This window comes from Bacillus sp. FSL R9-9410 (assembly GCF_038050385.1).
Taxonomy (GTDB): domain Bacteria; phylum Bacillota; class Bacilli; order Bacillales; family Bacillaceae_G; genus Bacillus_A; species Bacillus_A cereus_U.
The window spans coordinates 148,392-169,551 of record NZ_JBBOTV010000001.1 but is presented as its reverse complement, the minus strand read 5'-3'; the positions used below and the strand labels follow the sequence as shown (position 1 = coordinate 169,551).

Genomic DNA, 21,160 nt, shown 5'->3' with positions numbered 1-21,160 from the left:
TCATATAAAAAACCTATGCATTACTGCATAGGCTCCGTACGATATTTTGCTTCAACTCGGTAAATACGATGACCTTTACTAGAGAATTTCTCTTCGTATTCTGTCATAATGTTTCCTTCATAATCACTATTATGAAGATCTAGGCTAAGGTAAGTTAATAACATACCATACTCAGCCATACTCATAATAGAATATTCAAATAAACTTTGGTTATCAGTTTTGAAATGAATTTCTCCGCCATCTACTAACACTTCTTCGTAATTGTGTAAAAATGTTTTATACGTTAAACGACGCTTCGTATGACGATTCTTCGGCCATGGATCTGAGAAGTTTAAATAAACGCGGTCAATTTCACCTTTCGCAAAGAAAACTGTTAAATCTTCAGCATCTTTATTAATTAACTTTAAGTTCGGTACTTCTTCTTCAATTAATTTATCAAGTGCATCTACAACAACACTTGTGAATTTTTCAATTCCAATATAGTTAATATGCGGATTTTCTTTTGCCATATCATACATAAAGCGGCCACGTCCTGTACCTACTTCAATATGAATTGGCTGTTCATTTCCAAATATTTCTTTCCAGTTACCAGCGCTCTCCTCTGGGTTTCCAATTACGATATGTGAATACTCATTAATTCGATCCATTGCATAAGGCTTATGTCTTAAACGCATAGATGTCTCCCTCTCTTTACAAAACTATTTTAAAGGAAAAATTCCTTCTTTCTGTTTTAATCAATCTATCAAACAAAAAACCAAGTACGTACGAGCACTCGGTCCGTTTCTTTCAAGTATAAGATGTACCATTTTGATAAAAACTACATAAAGCATTAAACATTCCATGACGAAACAGCTTTTTCTCTTACATTTCTAGGGAGAGAAAAACACTCGAAAGGATGATCCGTTCATGCCAATTAATCAACAGCATCAATTAGAAGTGTTAAAAGATATTTTAATCAATCATCAAAGTGATTGCTGCGGGACAGTTTCTGAATGCGAGCAATTAGAGCGCCTCATTCAATCGTTACTCGCAAACGATAGTATAAGTAGTGACGCTAAAGCAATGCTAAACGATGTATATTCTTATAGTCAATCGGGTAAATCTTCCTCTAATTTGGACAACCATATTTCCAATAATCAAGAACAACTTACTCAGTGGATTGCTGGAATGGACAATTTTTCTTAAGTATTATTCTGAAGCAAGTAGTTGCTGTAAATATTGGTGCCAATATTTCGCTTCTGCTTGCTGCTTTTTTGTTGTGTGCCATTGAATAGATAAAATCGTTTGTGCTATCACATACCATCTCATACGCCTAAGCAATGATTCATCTAGTTCAACCTCATAATATCCGAGCCACTCACTCCATTCTTGGCGCGGAATATACCAATATAATAACATACCAAGATCTAAAGCTGGGTCAGCAATAACAGCCCCATCCCAATCAATTAAAAACAATTCATCTTCATCCGACAATATCCAATTGTTATGATTTACATCACAATGGCATACAACGAATTCATTGTACTCAATATCTTTTAATGACTCCGTTAAATATTGAAGACCTTGCTGAATTGTTTCATCAACTCTTATATCTCCTCTTAAAACGAGCTGTAGTTGTTGTAATAACTCTTGCCCATGAAGCGGCTGCTTTCCTAGCCTTTGAATCATCTGCACAAGCGCTTTAGAGGAGTGTATTTTCTTCAAAAGTTTCGCAACACGTTCTAGTTTCATATCCTCTTGCTCTAACTTCTGTCCCGGAAGCCATTTTTGAGCAGAAATTACATCACCGTTCGTTACCCTTCTTGTCCAAAGTAATTTTGGAACAATTCCTTCTGCTGACAATACCGCTAAAAAGGGCGATGTATTCCGCTTTAAAAATAACTTTTGTTGTCCGTTTTGCGCAATATATGCATCGCCCGTTACTCCACCAGCCGGTATAAGACTCCACTCTTTTCCTAATAATTGTTCCAACCATTCCATATTCATTACCCGTTAACAAATCCTTATCTTTTATAGTTATGAAAAGAAAAACCGCAACATTTCTACACATGTTGTGGATTCATATATTTTACTGTATTTGAATGAAAAAACTTGGCATAAGCCGAAAACAGGATAAATCACCTGTTCTTCTAGTTTATTTTACAAAATCACTCATAGAATGACAACTTATCAAAATCGTCACCTTTGTCAATTCTACATTTATTACATTCTCATCGTCAAGTAGCGATTTGTCACATTATCGTCAATATATACGTGCTAATTGGAGCCAATTGAAGTTCCTTTCCTCTAAATGAAGAAATTGGCTCTATTTTTGCTTGCTTTTCGTTTACTAACACATGCCACGTTTCTTCTTTTGGAAGCTGCACCGTTTTAGCTTCCAAACCGCTATTGAATAGCACAACAATCTCTTTCCACGGTCCGAAAGATTCTACATCTCGCAAATGGTATGCAAGTGCTTCTTTTGATGTTTGCAAAAAAGTCATATGCTTTTTTATAAGGTCAGCGCTTTTTAATCGGAATGCCCCATGCTCCTTCCGAATCGCAATTAAACCTTTTATATAGTTAACTGTCTCCATCTCTTTTTCTTTTTGATCCCAATCTAATTGATTAATTTCATCATTTGCATTATAACTATTTTCATTTCCTTGCTTCGTACGATAAAACTCTTGCCCCGCATGTAAGAAAGGAATACCTTGTGAAAGAATAACCATTGCAGTTGCTAAGCGATGACGCCTTTTCAAAATTTCTTCTGATTCTGGATTACTTTGCACTAGTTTATCCCACATCGTCATATTGTCATGACATTCTACATAGTTAATGCTTTGTACTGGCTCTAGGAACAATCCTGTTTCTTTCATACTTAAAAGGCTACCAGCTACTATATACTGCAAATGATTACAGTCTACATGCCCACCAAATGCAAAACCACGTTTATTTATATTAAAAGTACTTCCTTTTACTCCATCACGAAATTGATCATTAAACTGTGCGATACATGGCATCTTATTCGCATTATTTAACGTCGCTTTCTCTTCAAGAGGAAGCGGTGTTTGTAAATCCCATCCTTCACCTAATAACAGCGCATCCTGCTTTATTTTTCGCACTTCTTTTTCTAACGCATTCATCGTTTCAACATCTGAAATCCCCATTAAATCAAATCGGAATCCATCAACATTGTATTCAGTAAGCCAATATAAAACAGATTCTATAATAAATTTCCTCATCATTTTCCGTTCAGATGCTATATCATTTCCAACTCCCGTCCCATTAGAAGGCATACCATCTTCCCCATGACGAAAATAATATCCCGGGACAAGCTTCTCAAATGATGATAATTCTCTTTCATAAACATGATTATATACAACATCTATAATCACTCGAATGCCGTGATCATGAAATGTTTCAATTAGCTGTTTACACTCTACTATCCTGTTATACGGATCAGAAAGGTTTGTAACATAAAACCCTGTTGGTATATTGTAATATAATGGATTATATCCCCAATTATATGCGGAAGCAGGATTCACTTCATCTATACCACCAAAACAATGTAAAGGTAATAGTTCAACATGTGTAACGCCTAAATCTTTTATATGAGCCAATCCTGTTAATGTCCCATTTCGTCCCGTTGTCTCTTCTTCCATCAATCCTTTATATGTTCCCTTTTTATTCACTCCACTGTTTGAATGAATAGTAGCGTCACGAATATGCAGTTCATACAATATAGCATCTGTCATTGACTGTAATGGTGATAATTCCTCTCGTTTTGTTACATTCGTCTTTTCCAAATCGATAACAACGCCGTATTTCCCATTTACAGTCACTGACTTTGCGTAAGGATCAACCGCTTCATTCCATATTAAATTAATACAAACAAGGAATGTATATCGTGCTCCATCATGATCACCTTGTAATGTATGAATCCACACTCCGTTTTCTTCTCTGTACATTTCATAATCAATATATTCTTTATCACTTTTATAAATCCGTACTTTCGCAAGCCTTGCGGTCGGAGCCCATACTTTAAATATTGTTTCTTCTTTTTTATACACAGCACCTAAGTCGGTACCTTCGTAATAATATTTTTCATCGAAAACTACTGTTCGAATCACAGCGCCTATTTGTAAATCTGTTTCTTCATTCCGTTCATCCCGTACTGTATAATACTTCCCCACATCTAGCGGCTCTTCTATAAAACATTCATACTTCGTTGCATCTGGAAGAGCAATAGTATGAACAATCGGTAACTCTTTCACATTGCTTCCTTCTTGTAAACGAAATGTCCGGCTTGTTCCATACGCATGCGGGAGCAAAATTGTAATTTTATTCATTTCATCTAAATAGGCATCAAATGGACGTTTTACTTTCAACATAAAAAATCACCATCATTCTTAAAGTTAAAATAAAGTGAAACTTTAATCAGCGGGAAGGCTTTACCCCACTGATTATTAGCCTTCACCAATTGGGCCTTTATGGGCAGTAGATCTCCCACCTAACTTCTTTGCTTTATCCTAATTTTGAGGTGGGAGTCTTACTGCCCGCAAATAGAGGGGTGAAACGAGCTGCAAATGATAAGGGTTTTCTTATCAGCGAAGCTCTATACAGTAACACATTATTCCCTATAGTATATTCACCTGTATAAAAAACGTTTTCATACATTCTATGTTTATAGTTTTATTTCAGTAATCGATTTATACTTCGGCGTTTCCTTAACGTGAGATTCATACAAAGTAATCGTATCTGCTTGAAATGATGTTACGGGCAAATCTTTTACATTTGTCAGATCAAATACTTTTTCTCCTACCCATTTACGCGCAACAGTAATATGTGGATGATAAGGACGTGTCTCTAGAGAGAAACCATTTTCTTCACAAATTGTATGCACTTGTTTTTGCAACTGAACCAAATCATTATTCTCACTTACCTTCGCCCAAAAAACACGCGGCTCTTCTTCTAGGCCAAACGTTGAAAATCTTTGTAACGTGAACGATAATTCTTTTGTTTCTGTAAGTATTTGTAATCCATTCTTTATTCCTTCTAATTGTTCCTCTGTCGCACTTCCTAAAAATGAAAGTGTAATATGATAATCTTCTTCATGTACCCACGAGCGAAATGGTAATTCATCCTTCATGTCCTCTTTATAATTAGAGAGCACTTCTTTTATATGACGTGGTAAAGTTACTGCGACAAAATAATGCGGCACCATCTACATCGTCTCCTTTATGTTATTGTTGCTTTTCTTTCTTATCTCATTCAGCTAAAAAGAAGGGAACCATCCAAAAAGTCTAACCTTTGAATAGATTTATTTTCTTCTTAGTTAAGATCGCGATAATAAATGAAATTATATCGACGTTTCGACAAGAAATATCGACTTAACAACAAAATACAACAATAAAAGCAACCCATTCCTAACAGAAAACCGTCCCAAAAAACCTTTTGGGACGGCCTCTCATTATTTCGCTAATTCATGAATTGCTTGCGCATAAATCGCTGTTGCTTTTAATAAATCTTCAATTTCAATGTACTCGTCTTTTTGATGCGCAAGTTCTTCTTTTCCTGGGAATAACGGGCCAAATGCAACGCCAGCTTTCAATGAACGAGCATAAGTACCACCGCCAATTGCTAACAATTCAGCTTTTTCACCAGTTTGTTCTTCATATACGCGTTGCAAAGTACGAATTAACGTATGATCTTTGTCAACGTGATGCGGGCGAGAGTTAGAATAATCCGCTACTTCAAATCCATGAGTACCAACATATTCTTTTAACTTTGCAATCGTTTCTTCAAAGTTAGTCGTAACTGGATAGCGTACATTTAATCCTAAATTACCACCGTTTTCTTGTGAGTAAGACAGGCGACCAACATTCACTGTTAACGGGCCGCTAATATCGTCTTTATAAGAAATACCAGCTTTTTCTCCAATAATATCACCTGTAAATGTTTCTGTTACAAACGATGCAAATGAAGCCCCTTTTCCATCAAGAGAAACTTTCGTTAAGCAGTTTGCCAATAATAAACCTGCATTTTCTCCCTTTTCTGGAGTAGATCCGTGAGCTGAAATCCCTTTGATTTGCAACGTCACCGTATTTCCTTCTACAATTGCTTTACCTATTTTTTTAGCAGTTTGTAAATACTCTTCATATGCTACTGTAAGTGCATTTACATCTTCTCCTGTAATAACTGCTTCTGCAAAATCAGGAACCATATTTAAACGACGACCTGACTCAAATGAAAGAAGCTTAAATGTGCCTTCCTTCTCTTCGCCACCACTTTGCACAACTTGTATGTCAGAAATTCCTTTTTCCGCATTGATAATTGGAAAATCTGCATCCGGCGCAAAACCGATTGTTGGCATTTCTTCATTTTTAAAATAATGATCTACACACTTCCAATTGCTTTCCTCATCTGTTCCTAAAATCATACGAACACGTTTTGAAAGAGGTAAGCCTAATTCTTTAACGATTTTCATCGCATAATAAGCTGCCATCGTCGGCCCTTTATCATCAATTGCACCGCGTGCAAAAATCTTCCCGTCGCGAATATCCGCACTATACGCAGGAGTTGTCCAGCCATCTCCTTCTGGTACAACATCAACGTGACAAAGAATACCTACTAATTCTTCTCCTTGTCCCATTTCAAGATGACCTGCATACCCTTCTAAATTTTTAGAAGCGAAACCTTCTACTTCTCCTTTATGTAACATGAAAGATAAGGCTTTTTCTACACCTTCACCAAATGGCGCGCCCTCTTTCGCAGATTCTTCTTCCCATACACTTTTAATTTGCAAAAATTGTTGTGTATCACGAATTAAATCATCTTTTCGTTTTGTAACTTCTTCTGTCCAATTAATCGTTGACATCACGCATCCATCCTTCACTATATTGTCTCTTTCATCATAGCAAACGAAAATCTCTTATGCCATACATGAAAACCTAATAACGAACAATTGTAATATTTCAGATATTTCTTATTAGTTTTTCTTTTATTTTCTCAAAAAAATTTGCAGGAATTTGGCGTTTTACGTAGAAATTTATGAGTTAGTTGACTGACTAAATATACAATGTCAACTTCCAATATTTTTCTATATGAATCTTTGTTAAACTTTTGTAAAATTTAAGTAGATTAAAGCATGAATTTTATCATGTAGAGTACAATGGTAGTAACGACCTTCTTTCCTGAATGGGGTCAAAAAAACTAGTAGAGGAGCGGTTTTCTCTTGAAACCTACAACTACTCGTATGCTAACACGCATTAAATCAATTTATATGTACATCAATGAAAACGGTACGGTAACAACGAAAGACCTTGTAGATGAGTTCGGGATCACACCGCGAACGATACAACGTGATCTAAATGTGTTGCAGTTTAATGAACTCGTGTATAGCCCTTGCCGCGGCAAGTGGACAACGACAGGAAAGAAAGTGAGAATGACCTCATAATAAAAAATAATTGTATGTAAATAAATACATACCCCTTTCCAACTCATTAGAAAGGGGTCTTTTCTATGCTATGAAATCGGCGTTACTTTTCGTTATCTACTTGATACGTCTTTAACATTTCTACTTCTTCATCTGTTAATTCACGATATTGCCCAAGTTCTAACTCTTCATCTAACACTAAAGGTCCCATCTCTGTTCTCTTTAAATACACTACTTTTTTTCCTACCGCTTCAAACATACGCTTCACTTGATGGAATTTTCCTTCTGTAATAACAAGCTCAATTTCGGAAATATCATCACTTTTTAAAATTGTAAGTTCGCCTGGCTTCGTTTCATAGCCATCTTCTAAAATAACACCTTTAGCGAATTCTATTACATCCTCTTCCGTTACAACGCCTGAAATGTGTGCATAATATTTTTTCGGCACATGCTTTTTCGGAGATAATAGTTGATGCGTTAACTTCCCATCATTTGTGATTAATAAGAAACCTTCTGTATCAATATCGAGCCTTCCAACAGGGAATGGATCGAAAATCGCATCTTCTAATTCTAATAAATCTATTACTGTTTCGTGGTTATCATCTTCTGTCGCTGAAATAACACCTTGTGGTTTATGCATCATTAAATAAACAAACTCTTTATATTCCACAACTTCACCGTGAATCATAACCTCTTGCTCTTCTATATTCACATGAAACTTCGCATCTTTCACTGGCGTTCCATCAATTTTCACAACGCCGTCTTTCAGTAATTTCTTTACTTCTTTTCTACTTCCGTGTCCCATATTCGCTAATAATTTATCTAATCTCATGTTCTTCACCTTCTTTATTTATCATAGAAAAGGGGCCGTATTTACGCCCCTTTTGATTTCAACTTTATTTTGAATCTACTACCAAGTTTACGCTGGATTTTCTCTAAAGCTTCTCCGCCAAATACTCTTTCTAGTACTCCCGTGCGAATCGCTAACAATCCGTAAACAAGACCACCAATACCTGCACAAATCGCAACTGTAATAAGAGCACCAATACGGCCATCAGGCGAAATCATGAAGGATAGAAGCCATTGTGATAGTTTTACAGCAATAACCATTACAAGTGTTAATACTGCAATTTGGAATGTTCTCTTATATACAACACCAAATGAATAGTGTGCGTGTTTTTTGATTTGTCTATTCGTATACCATACAGAAGCTAAGAAACCGACTGCAGTAGCTAAAATCGCCCCAACTGTACCGAAATAACGAATAAAGATTACGTTACATACAAATTTCAAAATAACACCCATCACAAGCGCAATAACCGCATGTTTCTGCTTGTTAATCCCTTGCAAGATAGCTGCTGTTACTGTGAATAAAGCGAATAACAATGCAACTGGTGCATACCACATTAATACTTGTCCACCTAGTGGATCTGAATCGTAGAAAGCAGTGTAAATTGGATATGCAAGTGTAGAAATACCGATAACTGCTGGCAATGTTAAAAACATATTCGCCTGGAATGTTTGTGTAATTTGTAATTTCAAATAACGGTATTGCTTTTCAGTAAACGACTTTGTAATCGCTGGTACGAGCGTTAAACTAAACGCTGTTGCAAGTGATACCGGAATCATAATTAATTTATGCGTCCACATCGTGAAAATACCAAGTGCTCGCTCTGCGATATCCCCTTGACCAATCGCCTGCATAATAGAGTTAAATGTCAATGTATCAATTTGTTGATATAAAGGAATTGTTAATCCAATTACAACGTAAGGAATTGCATATGCAAACAACTCTTTAAACAATTGAGCGGTACTCACCGTTGATTCTGGTACAGTTTGCTCAATTAAATATTGATCCAAATATTTTTTACGTTTTAACCAGTACCAAATTAATACACCAAGTGCTCCAACTGCTGAAACGAACGCAGCGAATGTCGCAACACCAACTGCCGTTGCTACTGTACCGCCAAGTACTTTAATAACGATGAAACTACCCGCTAATAAAAAGATGATACGAATAATTTGCTCAATAATTTGTGAAACCGTAGTCGGTCCCATCGATTGGTGGCCTTGGAAATAACCACGAATCAAACTTGCTGCCGGCACAACAATAAGCGCAAAACTTACGAGGCGAATAATCGTCGTAACTTCTTCTATCTTATTTTGTAAACTTTGTTTACCAAGCATTGCTTCTGCAAATAATGGTGCGGTCATGTACAGTACTAAGAAGGAAAGAACTCCTGTTACTATCATCATAACCATTCCCGAGCGGAACATTCTCCGGCTCGTTTTATAATCTCCAAGTGCATTATATTTGGAAACAAACTTCGAAACAGCAAGCGGCACCCCTGCCGTTGCGATACTTAAAAATATCGTATATGGAATGTATCCATATGTATAGAGCGTTCCGCCTTCTGTGCCTACTAATGCATGAAATGGAAAGACGTAAATCATGCCTAAGAACTTTACTAAAAATGTCCCTAACGTCACAATAAGCGTTCCGCGCAGAAATTTTGAATCGGACATACAAAAATCCTCCTACATCTACATAAAGTGAAACTTTAATCAGCGGGAGACTCTCCTCCTACTAACCATTCGAGCATTTACAGGCCGCTTTAACTCCCCCTTTACTTCTCTTAAATCTTAAGGGAGTAGTCTTATTGCCCATAAATAGCAGGATAATGCTGAACTCTAACTTTTGTATTGTACCACAATTCTCCTCTTAAGCAGTACTTCACTCTATTTTTCTTTTAAGGGAAAACATGCTATTCTTTTAGGCAGGAAATGTAGAAAATGAGGTCGATATATTATGCATTATGATGTTATTGTCATCGGCGGCGGTCCTTCAGGGCTAATGGCTGCAATCGGTGCTGCTGAAGAAGGCGCAAGCGTCTTACTTCTTGATAAAGGAAATAAACTAGGACGTAAACTTGCGATTTCTGGTGGTGGTCGTTGTAACGTAACGAACCGTCTACCACTTGATGAAATCGTTAAACATATACCTGGAAATGGTCGCTTCTTATACAGTGCTTTTTCTATTTTCAGTAATGAAGATATTATTACATTCTTCGAAAATCTCGGTGTACAACTGAAAGAAGAGGATCATGGCCGCATGTTCCCAGTATCAAATAAAGCGCAATCGGTAGTAGATGCACTGTTAACACGCTTAAAAGACTTAGGTGTGAAAATACGTACGAATACACCTGTTGAAACGATTGAATATGAAAACGGTCAAACGAAAGCAGTCGTACTGCAAACAGGCGAAGTATTAGAAACGAATCACGTCGTCATCGCTGTTGGCGGAAAATCTGTTCCTCAAACTGGTTCCACTGGAGACGGATACGCTTGGGCTGAAAAAGCTGGGCATACAATTACAGAGCTTTTCCCAACAGAAGTACCAATCCTTTCAAACGAACCGTTTATTCGTGATCGCACATTACAAGGTCTTGCTTTACGCGATGTAAACTTAAGTGTATTAAACCCGAAAGGAAAAGTTATCATTTCTCATAAAATGGACATGCTTTTCACTCACTTCGGCCTATCTGGTCCTGCTGCTCTTCGCTGTAGCCAATTCGTTGTGAAAGCGATGAAAAAGTTTAAAACGAACACAGTGCACATGAGTATCGATGCATTGCCAGAAGAAAATAGTGAGCAACTGTTCCAGCGCATGCTGAAACAAATGAAAGAAGATCCGAAAAAAGGAATTAAAAACGTTTTAAAAGGCTATGTTCCTGAACGTTACTTCCTATTTTTATTAGAAAAAAATGAAATTGACGGTAGCGAACAAGCTGGACAAGTTTCTCATGAGAAGATTCGTGCACTTGTGAAAGACTTTAAAGAATTTACCGTCCATGTAAATGGTACGCAGTCAATTGAAAAAGCATTCGTTACTGGCGGAGGGGTATCCGTTAAAGAAATTAACCCGAAAGAAATGGCTTCGAAATTCACGAATGGTTTATACTTCTGCGGAGAAGTTCTTGATATTCACGGTTATACTGGCGGCTATAACATTACATCAGCCCTTGTTACTGGCCGAATTGCCGGAACAACAGCAGGACAAAATGCGAAAATGCAATATTAAAAAAGAAACAGGGGCTCCTGTTTCTTTTTTTAGTATATTGAAATAGCAAAGCAGTACACGAAATTATATCGGCGATACTTTAAATATATCGACCGTTTCTTCAAAAATATCCCTTCCTCCTAACTTCCCATTGCTTTTTTGTTGCTTTATATACCTTAGTACCTTTATATTTTATATTGTTGAATATTCGAAAAAGGGTAAGGGGAAAACAAATGAGAAAAAAAGTCATGATGTCTTTAATGCTAATGACGTTTCTTTCTGCGGTAGAAGGAACGATTGTTAGTACAGCGATCCCTCGTATAACGAGTGATTTGTCAGGTGTCGAACTTGTTAGTTGGGTATATGCAATCTATATGCTTGCAACAGCTGTTTCGACTCCAATATACGGAAAGCTAGCTGATTTATTCGGCCGTAAAAAAGTTCTGCTCATCGGAGCAACAATCTTCTTAATCGGTTCTGCACTTTGCGGAGTCGTTACATCAATGGAACAATTAATCTTCTTCCGTGCTCTTCAAGGTATAGGGGCTGGTGCTGTTATGCCGATCACAATGACGATTATTGGAGATCTATATAGCGAAGCGAAAGACCGCGCGAAAGCACAAGGCTGGATGAGTGCCGTTTGGGGTGTATCTGGTGTTATTGGGCCGTTAGTAGGTGGATTTTTAGTTGATTCTCTTTCTTGGCGCTATATTTTCTTCTTAAACGTTCCTTTTGGAATTATCGCTTGCTTAATGTTTGCCACTTCTTATAAGGAATCTGTTAAGTCCGCCGCTAAGCAACATATCGACTATCTTGGTGCGACAGTCTTCTCATTAAGTACAATCTCTCTGCTATACGCATTATTAACAGGTAGCAGTAAGCAAAACTGGGGAGACATTTCAATTATCGGCCTATTAATCTTTGCCGCTGTTTCATTCATTATTTTCTTATACATCGAGAAAAAGTCTCCGGAACCATTAATTCCGCTAGCACTTTTCTCTAACCGTACATTATCTACAATAAACATACTAACACTTATTGCTGGCGCAATGATTATTAGTATTACAGTGTACCTTCCAATTTGGAGCCAAGGTGTTTTAGGAAAAAATGCGACAGAGGCGGGACTCATTTTAATGCCGATTCCTGTTATGTGGACATTCGGTGCGATGTTCTCCGGTAACTTAGTTGGCAAGTTACAAACGAAACAAATTATTTTACTTGGAGCTAGCATTTTATCAGTTGCTACTTTCTTATTATTTACATTATCAACAGATTCACCATCATTCCTTATTTATGTTGCAGTCGGATTATTCGGCTTAGGAATGGGGCTTGTTACACCAATTTACATGGTAACAATTCAAGCAGCTGTACCGGCGAATACGCGCGGAACTGCAGTCGGATTAAATACCTTTATTAATACTTTCAGTCAAACACTAGGTGCTGCAATCTTCGGAACGATCTTCAATACGATGATTCATGCACGTGGCATTAAAAACCTTGATCTTGTATCTGGCGGACACGGCGGAACTACAGCAAACGTGGTAACCGAATCGCAATCCGCATTAGCATCAAGTGTACACGTCATTTATATGAGTACTTTCGTATTAGCAGTATTTACATTAATTATCGCTTGGATCCTATTAAAGCCAGCTAAACAAACAAGTGAACAATAAAAAAAGGATGACCATTTTGGTCATCCTTTTTTGCATAAAATCTACTCTTCATTCTCCACAATATGCTTCAGCATGGACAATTTATTATCCCAAAATCGTTCATAATACGAGAGCCACTGCTGTAATTCTTCTAATGGTTCTGGATGCAAACGATATATCTTCTCTCTCCCGCTCTTTCTTCCACTCACTAAATTCGCTTCTGAAAGAATATGAAGATGCTTTACAACTGCAGTACGGCTCATCGGAAAATGATCTGTTATTTTTGAAATTGGTAACTCTTTATCACTTAATAACCGTAACACTTCTCGGCGGGTTGGATCAGCAATTGCTTGAAATACATCATATTTCGCTGCTGACGAGGCCATTTAACCTTCGACAACCTTTTTCAGTTTTTCATTTACAATCGCTACCCAGCCGCCGCTCATTCTATCGTGAATAATAGAGCTCTTCGCATTTGCTTTCGGAAGAATTTCATCAGGATGTTTCCATCCGCCGTGAATTAACGTGAATTCTGTTTTATCTCCTAAGTCTTTCAAAATGAATGAAACAACCCAGCCATCCGTATCCCATGAGAAGGATAAATGATTTGGCTCATCAATCTCTAACACTTTACATGGTGATGGTCCAAAAGGTGATTGCACATGAAATTCATGTCCTACCTCTAATTCGAAATCATTTGGCATAAACCATGACGTAATTCCTTCTGCAGTTGATACTACATTCCATACTTTTTGAATAGGTGCATTAAAAACGATTGTTTGTTTAATATCATTTAATGTATTTTGTTGTTCCATTTTATATCTCCTTTATTCGGCATTAAATATAACACCTTTTAGTTTCACATTAACAATATAACACCTTTTGGTTTCATGTCAAGAAAGGCTCTTTTTCACTGTTGAGAAATTCTCAACATTTTTTCAACAGGACAAACACCCTCTCAGCATTCCTTCATAATATACTCACAAAGGCAATGAAAAATAGAAAACTCCCTCAACATGAAACTCCGTCATTCATATTGAGAGAAGCGCCTAACTTATCTCATCTGTACTTCGTCTCCCCTCCTTCCCTCCTTCCCTCGGGGACAATACGCGAGATATGCAAAAATCAGAAGGAGTATGCCCGCCATTTGGGTAGGTAGTTATTTCTCTTCTCCTCAACATTTCCTTAGGAGCGAAATGACTACCTACCCACTTTTTTAAACAAAAATAAAAAGGAGATGAAAGCTATGTTCTATTGCATTAACTGTTCTGAAATTCACCATGAAAAACATCCAAATGATAAAATATTCAAAAATGGTTTTTATATTGATCCATTTTTAGGTGATCGTTATCACCTCGGTATGTGCACTGATGCTCAGGAGCATGAAACAGAAGAAGTTCTTTTAACGACAAAGAAAATCGGCGCAACACAATCTATTATGAATATTTTACCGACACATGTTGTCCCAACGTAAAGCATAAAAAAGAGCTGGATCCCCAGCTCTTTTTTATGCTTTATAAACAATCATCGCTGAAAAACAATAAATTTGATTTTCATCATCGTTAATTGAAACACCAACTTGATACTTTATATCTACAAAATTTCCATCATCAATTTTTTTCAAAAATACATTTACAGCTTCTTCTAAGTCTTTTTCATGACTTTCATCAAACACTTTCACACGAATCATGTTAACACCATCCTAGATCGCAGCCCTCCGCCGCTTGTTTATTGCCACGGTGCGTATCTATGATGCGATAAAACTTTCCATCTTCATATATATATCCGTCTTCTAACACATATTGTTTATCTTCAGTATAGACATAAAACTTACCTATCATAAACTTACTCGTATATAATTCCAAATAATCTTGCCTAAATTTAGCTACAACTTTATTTGTAATATCAATTCGAATTGTGCGCCCCACCTTCTCTCCCTCCCTTGTAAAGAACGGATTTAGGTATATTGTATTAGCGATTTTATATTTTATGCTTAAAAATAAGTGGATATGCCTTCTTTCTGCGCCTGTACTATTTTTCTAAAAAAATTACCTCTACTTATTCAACTTATAAGAGCAAAAAAACACATAAAAAAACGACTTCTATATATTGACTACAGCATATCAGATATGATATTATATAAAATTTGACATTTTTATCCTGGTATGTTATCATTAAAGATAGTTACCACATATGGAGGTGGATGATTTGTTTCAAATTGGTGATAAAATCGTTTATCCAATGCACGGTGCAGGAATCATCGAAGCAATTGAAGAGAAAGAAATATTAGGCACTACGCGTCAATATTGTGTTATACGAATCATTAGTAAAGACATGCAAGTAATGCTTCCGATAAATCAATTACAAAAATCAGGTATACGTTATATCGTCGATAAAGGTACGTTAGATGGTATACTTCTTGAATTTCATCATGGGGAATCAGACCCCTCACTCTCTTGGAAACAAAGATATACAATGAATATGGAAAAAATGAAGAACGGCAATCTTCAAGATAGTGCAGAAGTTGTTCGTGATTTACTTCGTCGCAATAAAGAAAGAGCATTAAATGCGAGCGAAAAACAAATGCTAGATAATGCACGTAAAATGCTTATTAGTGAAGTTGCGCTCGTACAGAATGTTTCAGAACATCAAGCAACAGAATTTCTTCAAGATACAATTAATCATTAATTTTAAAAATAGCCGACCGCTATTTTTTTTTGCGTAAAAAAGGCCAAAGAGTTAAATCTCTTTGGCCTTTCATATTACCCACGCCCCGCTTGAAACGATGGGTATAACGTCATTCCACCATCTGCAAATAACGTAATTCCAGTTACGTAACTTGCCTCTGATGAAGCGAGCCACGTTGCTACTGCTGCGATTTCTTCAGGTTTTCCAATGTAACCCATCGGAATCATACTTTCTACGTCGTCACGTTTTTTCGGGTCAGTAAATTTTTCAGCATTAATTGGCGTATTAATTGCACCAGGCCCAATATTATTTACCCGAATACCTTTTGGTGCATATTCTAACGCTAACGTTTCTGTCATAAGCTTAATCCCCCCCTTACTAGCCGCATAATGCACAAATAATGGCCACGGGATTTTCTCATGAACACTAGACATATTAATAACCGAACCTTTAATATCGTGTTCCACAAAATATTTAATCGCTTCACGACTTCCTAAAAAAGCACCTGTTAAATTTGTATGAATTACTTTATTCCAATCCTCTAACGGCATTTCATGCGATGGTACCGCATTTTCTATCCCTGCATTATTAATCATAACGTCGAGCGTACCAAATTCTTTAACAGCAGATTGAATGAGATTCACAACATCTGCCTCGGCCGTGACATCACCTTTTACAGCAATCGCTTCTCCGCCTACTTTTTTTATTTCTTCTAATACCTCGTTCGCTTCTGACTCTCTTGAGCGATAGTTAATAACAACTTTCGCCTTTTCTTTAGCAAATCTTACTCCCATGGCTCTTCCAAGACCAGTTGCTGATCCTGTAATAACGACGACTTTCCCTTCTAAATCGCTATACATTTTAATACCTCCTTAACTTTTCGCAATCCCCAGCATAATTCCAGCTGCAATGATAAAAACGATTCCAATAACAATCCAAATTAATTGACGCTTCGTTTTCCTTTCACCTAATATAAAAATCCCGCCAAGCGTCGAAATAATAATTCCCATTTGTGAAAGGGAAAAGCTTGTTGCGACCCCAACTCTTGGCTGCGAAATGAATAAAAACATATTTCCAGCTGCCCAAATCAATCCTGGAAGAATATTTCGAATCGCATATTTATTGAATGGATGATGTTTAAATGTGAGTAAAATCCCGCCTAATACCATACCGACGGCTTGTGGTAATAAAGCCGCCCAACCGTTCACGTTAAATAACCGGATAACTACTACGTAAACTAAATAACCGACTGTTGAAATTAATAAAATAATAATTCCTTTTTTGAAATTCCCTGCTTGCTCTGCATTCTTCTCTTCTTTACTTTGAAGTGATGTTAAAATAACCCCGATAATAATACAAACGAGCGCCAAAACTCCAAGTACGACCGATATCGTCGTTGACCATTCATGAAACACGATAACCCCAAATAATGTTGTCGCGACTAATTGAAGCCCTGTTGAAATCGGCATCGTTCTAGAAACACCCATTAAATCAATACTTTTTAATTGATTCGCTTGACCAAGTGCCCAAAATAAGCCGGATACAATTCCAACTCCAATAACGGTCGGAGTTAATACCGGCTTCATAAAAATATAAACAACAATTGAGAAGATAAGTGCACCGAACGTTGTACCGAGCGTTTGGCTATACGGTCCCCCGCCCAGTTTCACGTTAAATAGCACAATACTCCCCCAAAATATAGCTGGTAAAATCGCTAAAAGTATATCCATCGCTCATTACCTTTCTCTACAAAATGTCATAGGTTATCGCTCTAAATCATTAGAGTGAGCTTTTATTTTTTCATTTTTTCGTGCACAAATCTTTTCTACAATAGCACCAGAAACATTCTTTTCTCGCTCCACTTTCTTTATCTTTACGTGATCTAAATTATCTTCCAAAGTAAGTGTAACTTTATCATTCGGCGGATTATGTGCACCTTGAAATGTAAGAAATTGTAGCATAATTTCAAATCTAGGAACGAACTCATCTTTCTTACCGAGACGCTTTATATTTATAACAGATTCACATTCATGTTGATCTTCTGTCACTTGCCTTATAACCGAGTAATATCGATTCAGTAACGCACTTTCTAAAAGCTGTTCCGTCGATTCTTTTGCCAAAGAATTGCTTGGAGAAAAGAAAAAAACAGAACATATCATCGAAATCATTACACATATCTTTTTCATAACTTCCTCCTTTTCCTATAAGATAGTGTTCTCCAAAATGCCATAAAAAAACGACTTTCCCTATTTAGGAAAGTCGTTTTTTATAGCACAAATCCAATATTAACCACCACTCACTGGTGGTATTAGTGCAACTACATCACCAGATTGTATCGTATCATCTTCATTCGCGTACTCTTCATTAATCGCAACCATAATTGGCGCTGACACTGGTACATTATATTCTTTCGCAACAATATCTTTTAACTCTGCAACAGTAATATTTTCTTTCTCTATTTGTAATTCACTCGTTCCTGCTTCTTCTTGCAAGTTCGCAAATAACAATACTCGAATCATAGTTATAACTCCTTCCCAGGCTCTCCTGCTGGATATGGTGTTTTTTCTAATTGATCACCAATCCATGAGTCACCATCTTCCCAAAACTCCTTTTTCCAAATCGGAACAATTTGCTTAATACGCTCCATAATATATTCATTCGCTTCATAAGCCTCTTTGCGATGAGGCGTTGATACAGCAACAACAACCGCTATATCAGAAATTTGCAGCGTGCCGATGCGATGCGTAATCGCAACATGTGTACCGGGCCACTTCTCCTTCACTTCTGACCCAATTTTCTGTAGCATCTTTTCTGCCATCGTCTTATAAGCTACATACTCTAAGTATAGTGTACGACGCCCTTTCGTAAACTCCCTAACTGTTCCGATAAATGTTGTGACAGCACCACATTCACGGCGAACTACTTTCTTTGCCACCTCTTCAATCGAGATTTCTGTATCAATTAATTCATAATACGTATTTATCATTTTGCACCCCTAACCGTTTGTAAAAACCAGTCTATATACAATTTTTCTTCTGTTATATGAAATACTTTATATTCTTCTCGTACATTTGACGGAGCATCATACCACGTAATAACCGCCGCTATATTTTCTACTTTATGTAAAAGTTCAGCGTCTTCCGCAGAACGAAGTAACACTATTTTTGGATATTCCTCAGCTTTATAGCCCTCTATTAAAATCGTATCCACTTCAAAAAATTCGTACAAGCGGATAATTTCTTGCAAAGACCATTCATCTCGCAAAGAGGACAGAGATAGTAATCCAGCACCTTCTACACTACTTACTACAGCACCAGCTTTTCGGTGTCTTTCACTATCTTTTTGCGCTACTTCAGGAAATCCCCCGTGACCATGATGTTTAATTGTAGCAACCTTCATTTCTCTTTCAGCTAATGCATGTACCATCTTCTCTACAAGCGTTGTTTTTCCGCTATTTTGATACCCTACTATTTGTAAGATTGAAGAGGCTTTGCCCACGGCCAATCACTTCCCTCAGAGCATTCTAACAATAATACAGACACTTTCATTCCTGCTTCAAATCCTCTCGTTCCTCCAGGCAGCACGATAAAAGCATTTGCATCCGCAAGTGAAGAGACTGCACTTGATTTATCTAAACCGACTGGCATCGCTTGTAGTGCTCCATTAACAATGCTCGCTTTCGCTCTTACAAAACGAGTAAACGGATTTGGCTTTGGAAAATCTTTTTGTAAAATAGCATCAGCTCTATATACGTGAGGATCCTTCGCATGCAAATACGTTTTTATAATTGGGTGCACAAATAATTCGAAACCTACATAACAAGCTGATGGATTACCTGATAAACCGAAAAGTAACTTTCCATCAACTTCAGCTACTGTCGTTACACTTCCAGGTCTCATCGCTATTTTATTAAAGAGTACATTCGCCTGTAACCTTGCATAAATAGCCGGTAAGTAGTCGTAATCTCCTACTGAAACACCGCCCGTTGTAATTAAAATATCAACCTCATCCATCGCTGATTTAACGACTGTAAAACATGCATCTAACTCATCGGCAAGTTGTCCATAGTAACGCACTTTTCCGCCAGCTTTCAGAATTTGAGCTGCAATCATATAAGAGTTACTATTTCTAATTTTTCCTGGTTCTAACGGCTCATGCACTTCTAGTAATTCGCTTCCTGTCGTTACAATACCGACAACAGGCTTTTTTACAACTTTCACAGTGCTATATCCAAACGTCGCTAATAATGCGGCAACACCTGGATTGATTACAACACCTTTCTTAACGAGGACTTGATTTTTTTTTATATCTTCTCCTTTAAATGACACATTGTCACCGTTTTGGAAAGGACGTTTTAACTTCATATATGTACTTTCGTTCCTCTCGAATCCTTCCGTCAGTTCTAGCATTACGACTGCATTGCAATCTTCTGGAATAGCTGCTCCTGTCATAATACGAACCGCCTGAAAAGCCCCTACTTCTTCTGTAAAAACAGATCCTGCTCCGATTTCTCCTATTACTTCAAATTCAACCGGCTGCTCTTGACTCGCTTCCTTCGTATCCTCTGCTCGAATTGCGAAACCATCGTAAGGAGAACGATCAAAGTGAGGAACGTCGTGATCTGAGACAACATCCTCGCCAAGAATCCTCCCGTAACTTTCTGTAATAGAAACTTCTTCTACTTCACCATGCTTAGCGTATTTCATAACCCGCTCTACTGCCTCAGCAACTTGAATCGGGATTCGTTTTTCTACCATTGTTTCTCACCTCATATTTGCAAAATATCTAATCTCGATTACACTTTATATATTAAATCGCAATTACTTCAAGGAGGAATTCCATGTCTTCATTCACACATTTCAACGACCAAGGACGCGCTAAAATGGTTGATATAAGTGACAAAAAAATGACCGTTCGAACAGCAATAGCATGCTCTAGCATTCTCGTTACGAAAGAAATTTTTGATAAAATCTCGCACAACGAAATTGGTAAAGGTGACGTATTAGCCGTCGCACAAATTGCAGGTATTATGGCTGCAAAACGTACTTCTGATATTATCCCAATGTGCCATCCTTTATTATTAAAAGGTGTTGACGTCTCTTTCGATTGGAAACAGTCAGAAGAACAATATCGACTACTTATTGAAGTAAAAGTTAAAACAGAAGGTAGTACCGGCGTTGAGATGGAAGCTTTAACAGCCGCTTCCGCTTCCGCTCTTACTGTATATGACATGTGTAAAGCCGTTGATAAGGGTATGATTATTGGCGAAACGTACTTACTTGAAAAAACGGGCGGAAAAAATGGAGATTATATTAGAAATTCTTAATCCTACCTTTTCCATTT

At 37.2% G+C, this 21,160-nt stretch carries 25 protein-coding genes; 7 read left to right on the top strand and 18 right to left on the bottom strand.

Features of this window, described 5'->3' with window-relative positions; translation table 11 throughout:
- Positions 1 to 20: 20 nt before the first annotated feature.
- Positions 21 to 674 (bottom strand): tRNA (guanosine(46)-N7)-methyltransferase TrmB, encoded by a 654-nt coding sequence (trmB, locus tag MKX77_RS00965; RefSeq protein WP_341305584.1) that lies wholly within the window; start codon positions 672 to 674, stop codon positions 21 to 23.
- A gap of 232 nt (positions 675 to 906) precedes the next feature.
- Between trmB and MKX77_RS00960 the strand changes: the two genes are divergently transcribed.
- Entirely contained in the window at positions 907 to 1,185 is a 279-nt protein-coding gene (locus MKX77_RS00960) for a YtzH-like family protein (RefSeq protein ID WP_002112336.1), read from the top strand.
- 3 nt (positions 1,186 to 1,188) lie between these two features.
- Here the strand turns inward: MKX77_RS00960 and MKX77_RS00955 are convergent, their stop codons facing one another.
- The 4 genes from MKX77_RS00955 to pepV form a co-directional block, all read right to left on the bottom strand.
- Positions 1,189 to 1,986, bottom strand: a complete 798-nt coding sequence (locus MKX77_RS00955) for a phosphotransferase family protein (RefSeq protein ID WP_341305583.1) — start codon at positions 1,984 to 1,986, stop codon at positions 1,189 to 1,191.
- 245 nt (positions 1,987 to 2,231) lie between these two features.
- Positions 2,232 to 4,373, bottom strand: a complete 2,142-nt coding sequence (gene pulA, locus MKX77_RS00950; protein ID WP_341305582.1) for a type I pullulanase — start codon at positions 4,371 to 4,373, stop codon at positions 2,232 to 2,234.
- Between the two features lie 293 nt (positions 4,374 to 4,666).
- Positions 4,667 to 5,206: an RNA 2',3'-cyclic phosphodiesterase gene (gene thpR, locus MKX77_RS00945; protein WP_341305581.1), complete on the bottom strand. Its 540-nt coding sequence runs from the start codon at positions 5,204 to 5,206 to the stop codon at positions 4,667 to 4,669.
- A 246-nt stretch (positions 5,207 to 5,452) separates the two neighbouring features.
- Positions 5,453 to 6,859 (bottom strand): dipeptidase PepV, encoded by a 1,407-nt coding sequence (pepV, locus tag MKX77_RS00940; RefSeq protein ID WP_341305580.1) that lies wholly within the window; start codon positions 6,857 to 6,859, stop codon positions 5,453 to 5,455.
- A gap of 357 nt (positions 6,860 to 7,216) precedes the next feature.
- Between pepV and MKX77_RS00935 the strand changes: the two genes are divergently transcribed.
- Positions 7,217 to 7,438: a DeoR family transcriptional regulator gene (locus MKX77_RS00935; RefSeq protein ID WP_000805512.1), complete on the top strand. Its 222-nt coding sequence runs from the start codon at positions 7,217 to 7,219 to the stop codon at positions 7,436 to 7,438.
- 82 nt (positions 7,439 to 7,520) lie between these two features.
- Here MKX77_RS00935 and MKX77_RS00930 read toward each other — a convergent pair whose 3' ends face one another.
- Together MKX77_RS00930 and MKX77_RS00925 are read right to left on the bottom strand one after the other, a co-directional pair.
- Positions 7,521 to 8,249 carry a pseudouridine synthase gene (locus MKX77_RS00930; protein ID WP_215554450.1) on the bottom strand — a complete coding sequence of 243 codons (729 nt, stop codon included), beginning with the start codon at positions 8,247 to 8,249 and terminating at the stop codon, positions 7,521 to 7,523.
- A 41-nt stretch (positions 8,250 to 8,290) separates the two neighbouring features.
- Entirely contained in the window at positions 8,291 to 9,943 is a 1,653-nt protein-coding gene (locus MKX77_RS00925; protein ID WP_215554451.1) for a putative polysaccharide biosynthesis protein, read from the bottom strand.
- Positions 9,944 to 10,226: 283 nt separating this feature from the next.
- Between MKX77_RS00925 and MKX77_RS00920 the strand changes: the two genes are divergently transcribed.
- Both MKX77_RS00920 and MKX77_RS00915 read left to right on the top strand, forming a co-directional pair.
- A complete protein-coding gene (locus tag MKX77_RS00920) occupies positions 10,227 to 11,498 on the top strand; it encodes a BaiN/RdsA family NAD(P)/FAD-dependent oxidoreductase (protein ID WP_002015633.1) in 1,272 nt (423 codons plus the stop codon).
- A 212-nt stretch (positions 11,499 to 11,710) separates the two neighbouring features.
- Positions 11,711 to 13,150: an MDR family MFS transporter gene (locus tag MKX77_RS00915; RefSeq protein ID WP_215554452.1), complete on the top strand. Its 1,440-nt coding sequence runs from the start codon at positions 11,711 to 11,713 to the stop codon at positions 13,148 to 13,150.
- 41 nt (positions 13,151 to 13,191) lie between these two features.
- On the opposite strand, the gene MKX77_RS00910 is transcribed toward MKX77_RS00915, so the two are convergent.
- Positions 13,192 to 13,515, bottom strand: a complete 324-nt coding sequence (locus MKX77_RS00910; protein ID WP_088079512.1) for an ArsR/SmtB family transcription factor — start codon at positions 13,513 to 13,515, stop codon at positions 13,192 to 13,194.
- Positions 13,516 to 13,944, bottom strand: coding sequence for an SRPBCC family protein (locus tag MKX77_RS00905; RefSeq protein WP_341305579.1), 429 nt, complete (start codon positions 13,942 to 13,944; stop codon positions 13,516 to 13,518).
- Positions 13,945 to 14,375: 431 nt separating this feature from the next.
- On the opposite strand from MKX77_RS00905, the gene MKX77_RS00900 reads away from it, so the two are divergent.
- Positions 14,376 to 14,603: a DUF3973 domain-containing protein gene (locus tag MKX77_RS00900; RefSeq protein ID WP_215554454.1), complete on the top strand. Its 228-nt coding sequence runs from the start codon at positions 14,376 to 14,378 to the stop codon at positions 14,601 to 14,603.
- Positions 14,604 to 14,636: 33 nt separating this feature from the next.
- Here the strand turns inward: MKX77_RS00900 and MKX77_RS00895 are convergent, their stop codons facing one another.
- Positions 14,637 to 14,819: a sporulation protein Cse60 gene (locus MKX77_RS00895; protein WP_002112353.1), complete on the bottom strand. Its 183-nt coding sequence runs from the start codon at positions 14,817 to 14,819 to the stop codon at positions 14,637 to 14,639.
- A 1-nt stretch (position 14,820) separates the two neighbouring features.
- Positions 14,821 to 15,057 carry a DUF2553 family protein gene (locus tag MKX77_RS00890; RefSeq protein ID WP_002089059.1) on the bottom strand — a complete coding sequence of 79 codons (237 nt, stop codon included), beginning with the start codon at positions 15,055 to 15,057 and terminating at the stop codon, positions 14,821 to 14,823.
- Between the two features lie 265 nt (positions 15,058 to 15,322).
- On the opposite strand from MKX77_RS00890, the gene MKX77_RS00885 reads away from it, so the two are divergent.
- A complete protein-coding gene (locus MKX77_RS00885) occupies positions 15,323 to 15,817 on the top strand; it encodes a CarD family transcriptional regulator (protein WP_215554455.1) in 495 nt (164 codons plus the stop codon).
- 74 nt (positions 15,818 to 15,891) lie between these two features.
- Here the strand turns inward: MKX77_RS00885 and MKX77_RS00880 are convergent, their stop codons facing one another.
- From MKX77_RS00880 to MKX77_RS00850, 7 genes are all read right to left on the bottom strand, one after another.
- Positions 15,892 to 16,677 carry a glucose 1-dehydrogenase gene (locus MKX77_RS00880; RefSeq protein WP_341305578.1) on the bottom strand — a complete coding sequence of 262 codons (786 nt, stop codon included), beginning with the start codon at positions 16,675 to 16,677 and terminating at the stop codon, positions 15,892 to 15,894.
- Positions 16,678 to 16,689: 12 nt separating this feature from the next.
- On the bottom strand, positions 16,690 to 17,547 hold the full coding sequence (glcU, locus tag MKX77_RS00875) for a glucose uptake protein GlcU (protein ID WP_341305577.1): 858 nt from the start codon (positions 17,545 to 17,547) through the stop codon (positions 16,690 to 16,692).
- A 33-nt stretch (positions 17,548 to 17,580) separates the two neighbouring features.
- Entirely contained in the window at positions 17,581 to 18,003 is a 423-nt protein-coding gene (locus MKX77_RS00870; RefSeq protein WP_215554458.1) for a DUF3888 domain-containing protein, read from the bottom strand.
- A gap of 99 nt (positions 18,004 to 18,102) precedes the next feature.
- Positions 18,103 to 18,336: a molybdopterin converting factor subunit 1 gene (moaD, locus tag MKX77_RS00865; RefSeq protein ID WP_000621795.1), complete on the bottom strand. Its 234-nt coding sequence runs from the start codon at positions 18,334 to 18,336 to the stop codon at positions 18,103 to 18,105.
- Positions 18,337 to 18,338: 2 nt separating this feature from the next.
- The gene (gene moaE, locus MKX77_RS00860; protein WP_341305576.1) at positions 18,339 to 18,803 is read right to left on the bottom strand and encodes a molybdopterin synthase catalytic subunit MoaE; all 465 of its coding nucleotides are present in this window, start codon (positions 18,801 to 18,803) and stop codon (positions 18,339 to 18,341) included.
- The gene (gene mobB / locus MKX77_RS00855) at positions 18,800 to 19,321 is read right to left on the bottom strand and encodes a molybdopterin-guanine dinucleotide biosynthesis protein B (RefSeq protein WP_002145314.1); all 522 of its coding nucleotides are present in this window, start codon (positions 19,319 to 19,321) and stop codon (positions 18,800 to 18,802) included. The genes moaE and mobB overlap by 4 nt, the downstream gene beginning before the upstream one ends.
- On the bottom strand, positions 19,285 to 20,574 hold the full coding sequence (locus MKX77_RS00850) for a molybdopterin molybdotransferase MoeA (protein ID WP_341305575.1): 1,290 nt from the start codon (positions 20,572 to 20,574) through the stop codon (positions 19,285 to 19,287). Before MKX77_RS00850 ends, mobB begins: the two co-directional genes overlap by 37 nt.
- Positions 20,575 to 20,657: 83 nt before the next feature.
- On the opposite strand from MKX77_RS00850, the gene moaC reads away from it, so the two are divergent.
- The gene (moaC, locus tag MKX77_RS00845) at positions 20,658 to 21,143 is read left to right on the top strand and encodes a cyclic pyranopterin monophosphate synthase MoaC (protein ID WP_341305574.1); all 486 of its coding nucleotides are present in this window, start codon (positions 20,658 to 20,660) and stop codon (positions 21,141 to 21,143) included.
- Positions 21,144 to 21,160 lie beyond the last annotated feature (17 nt).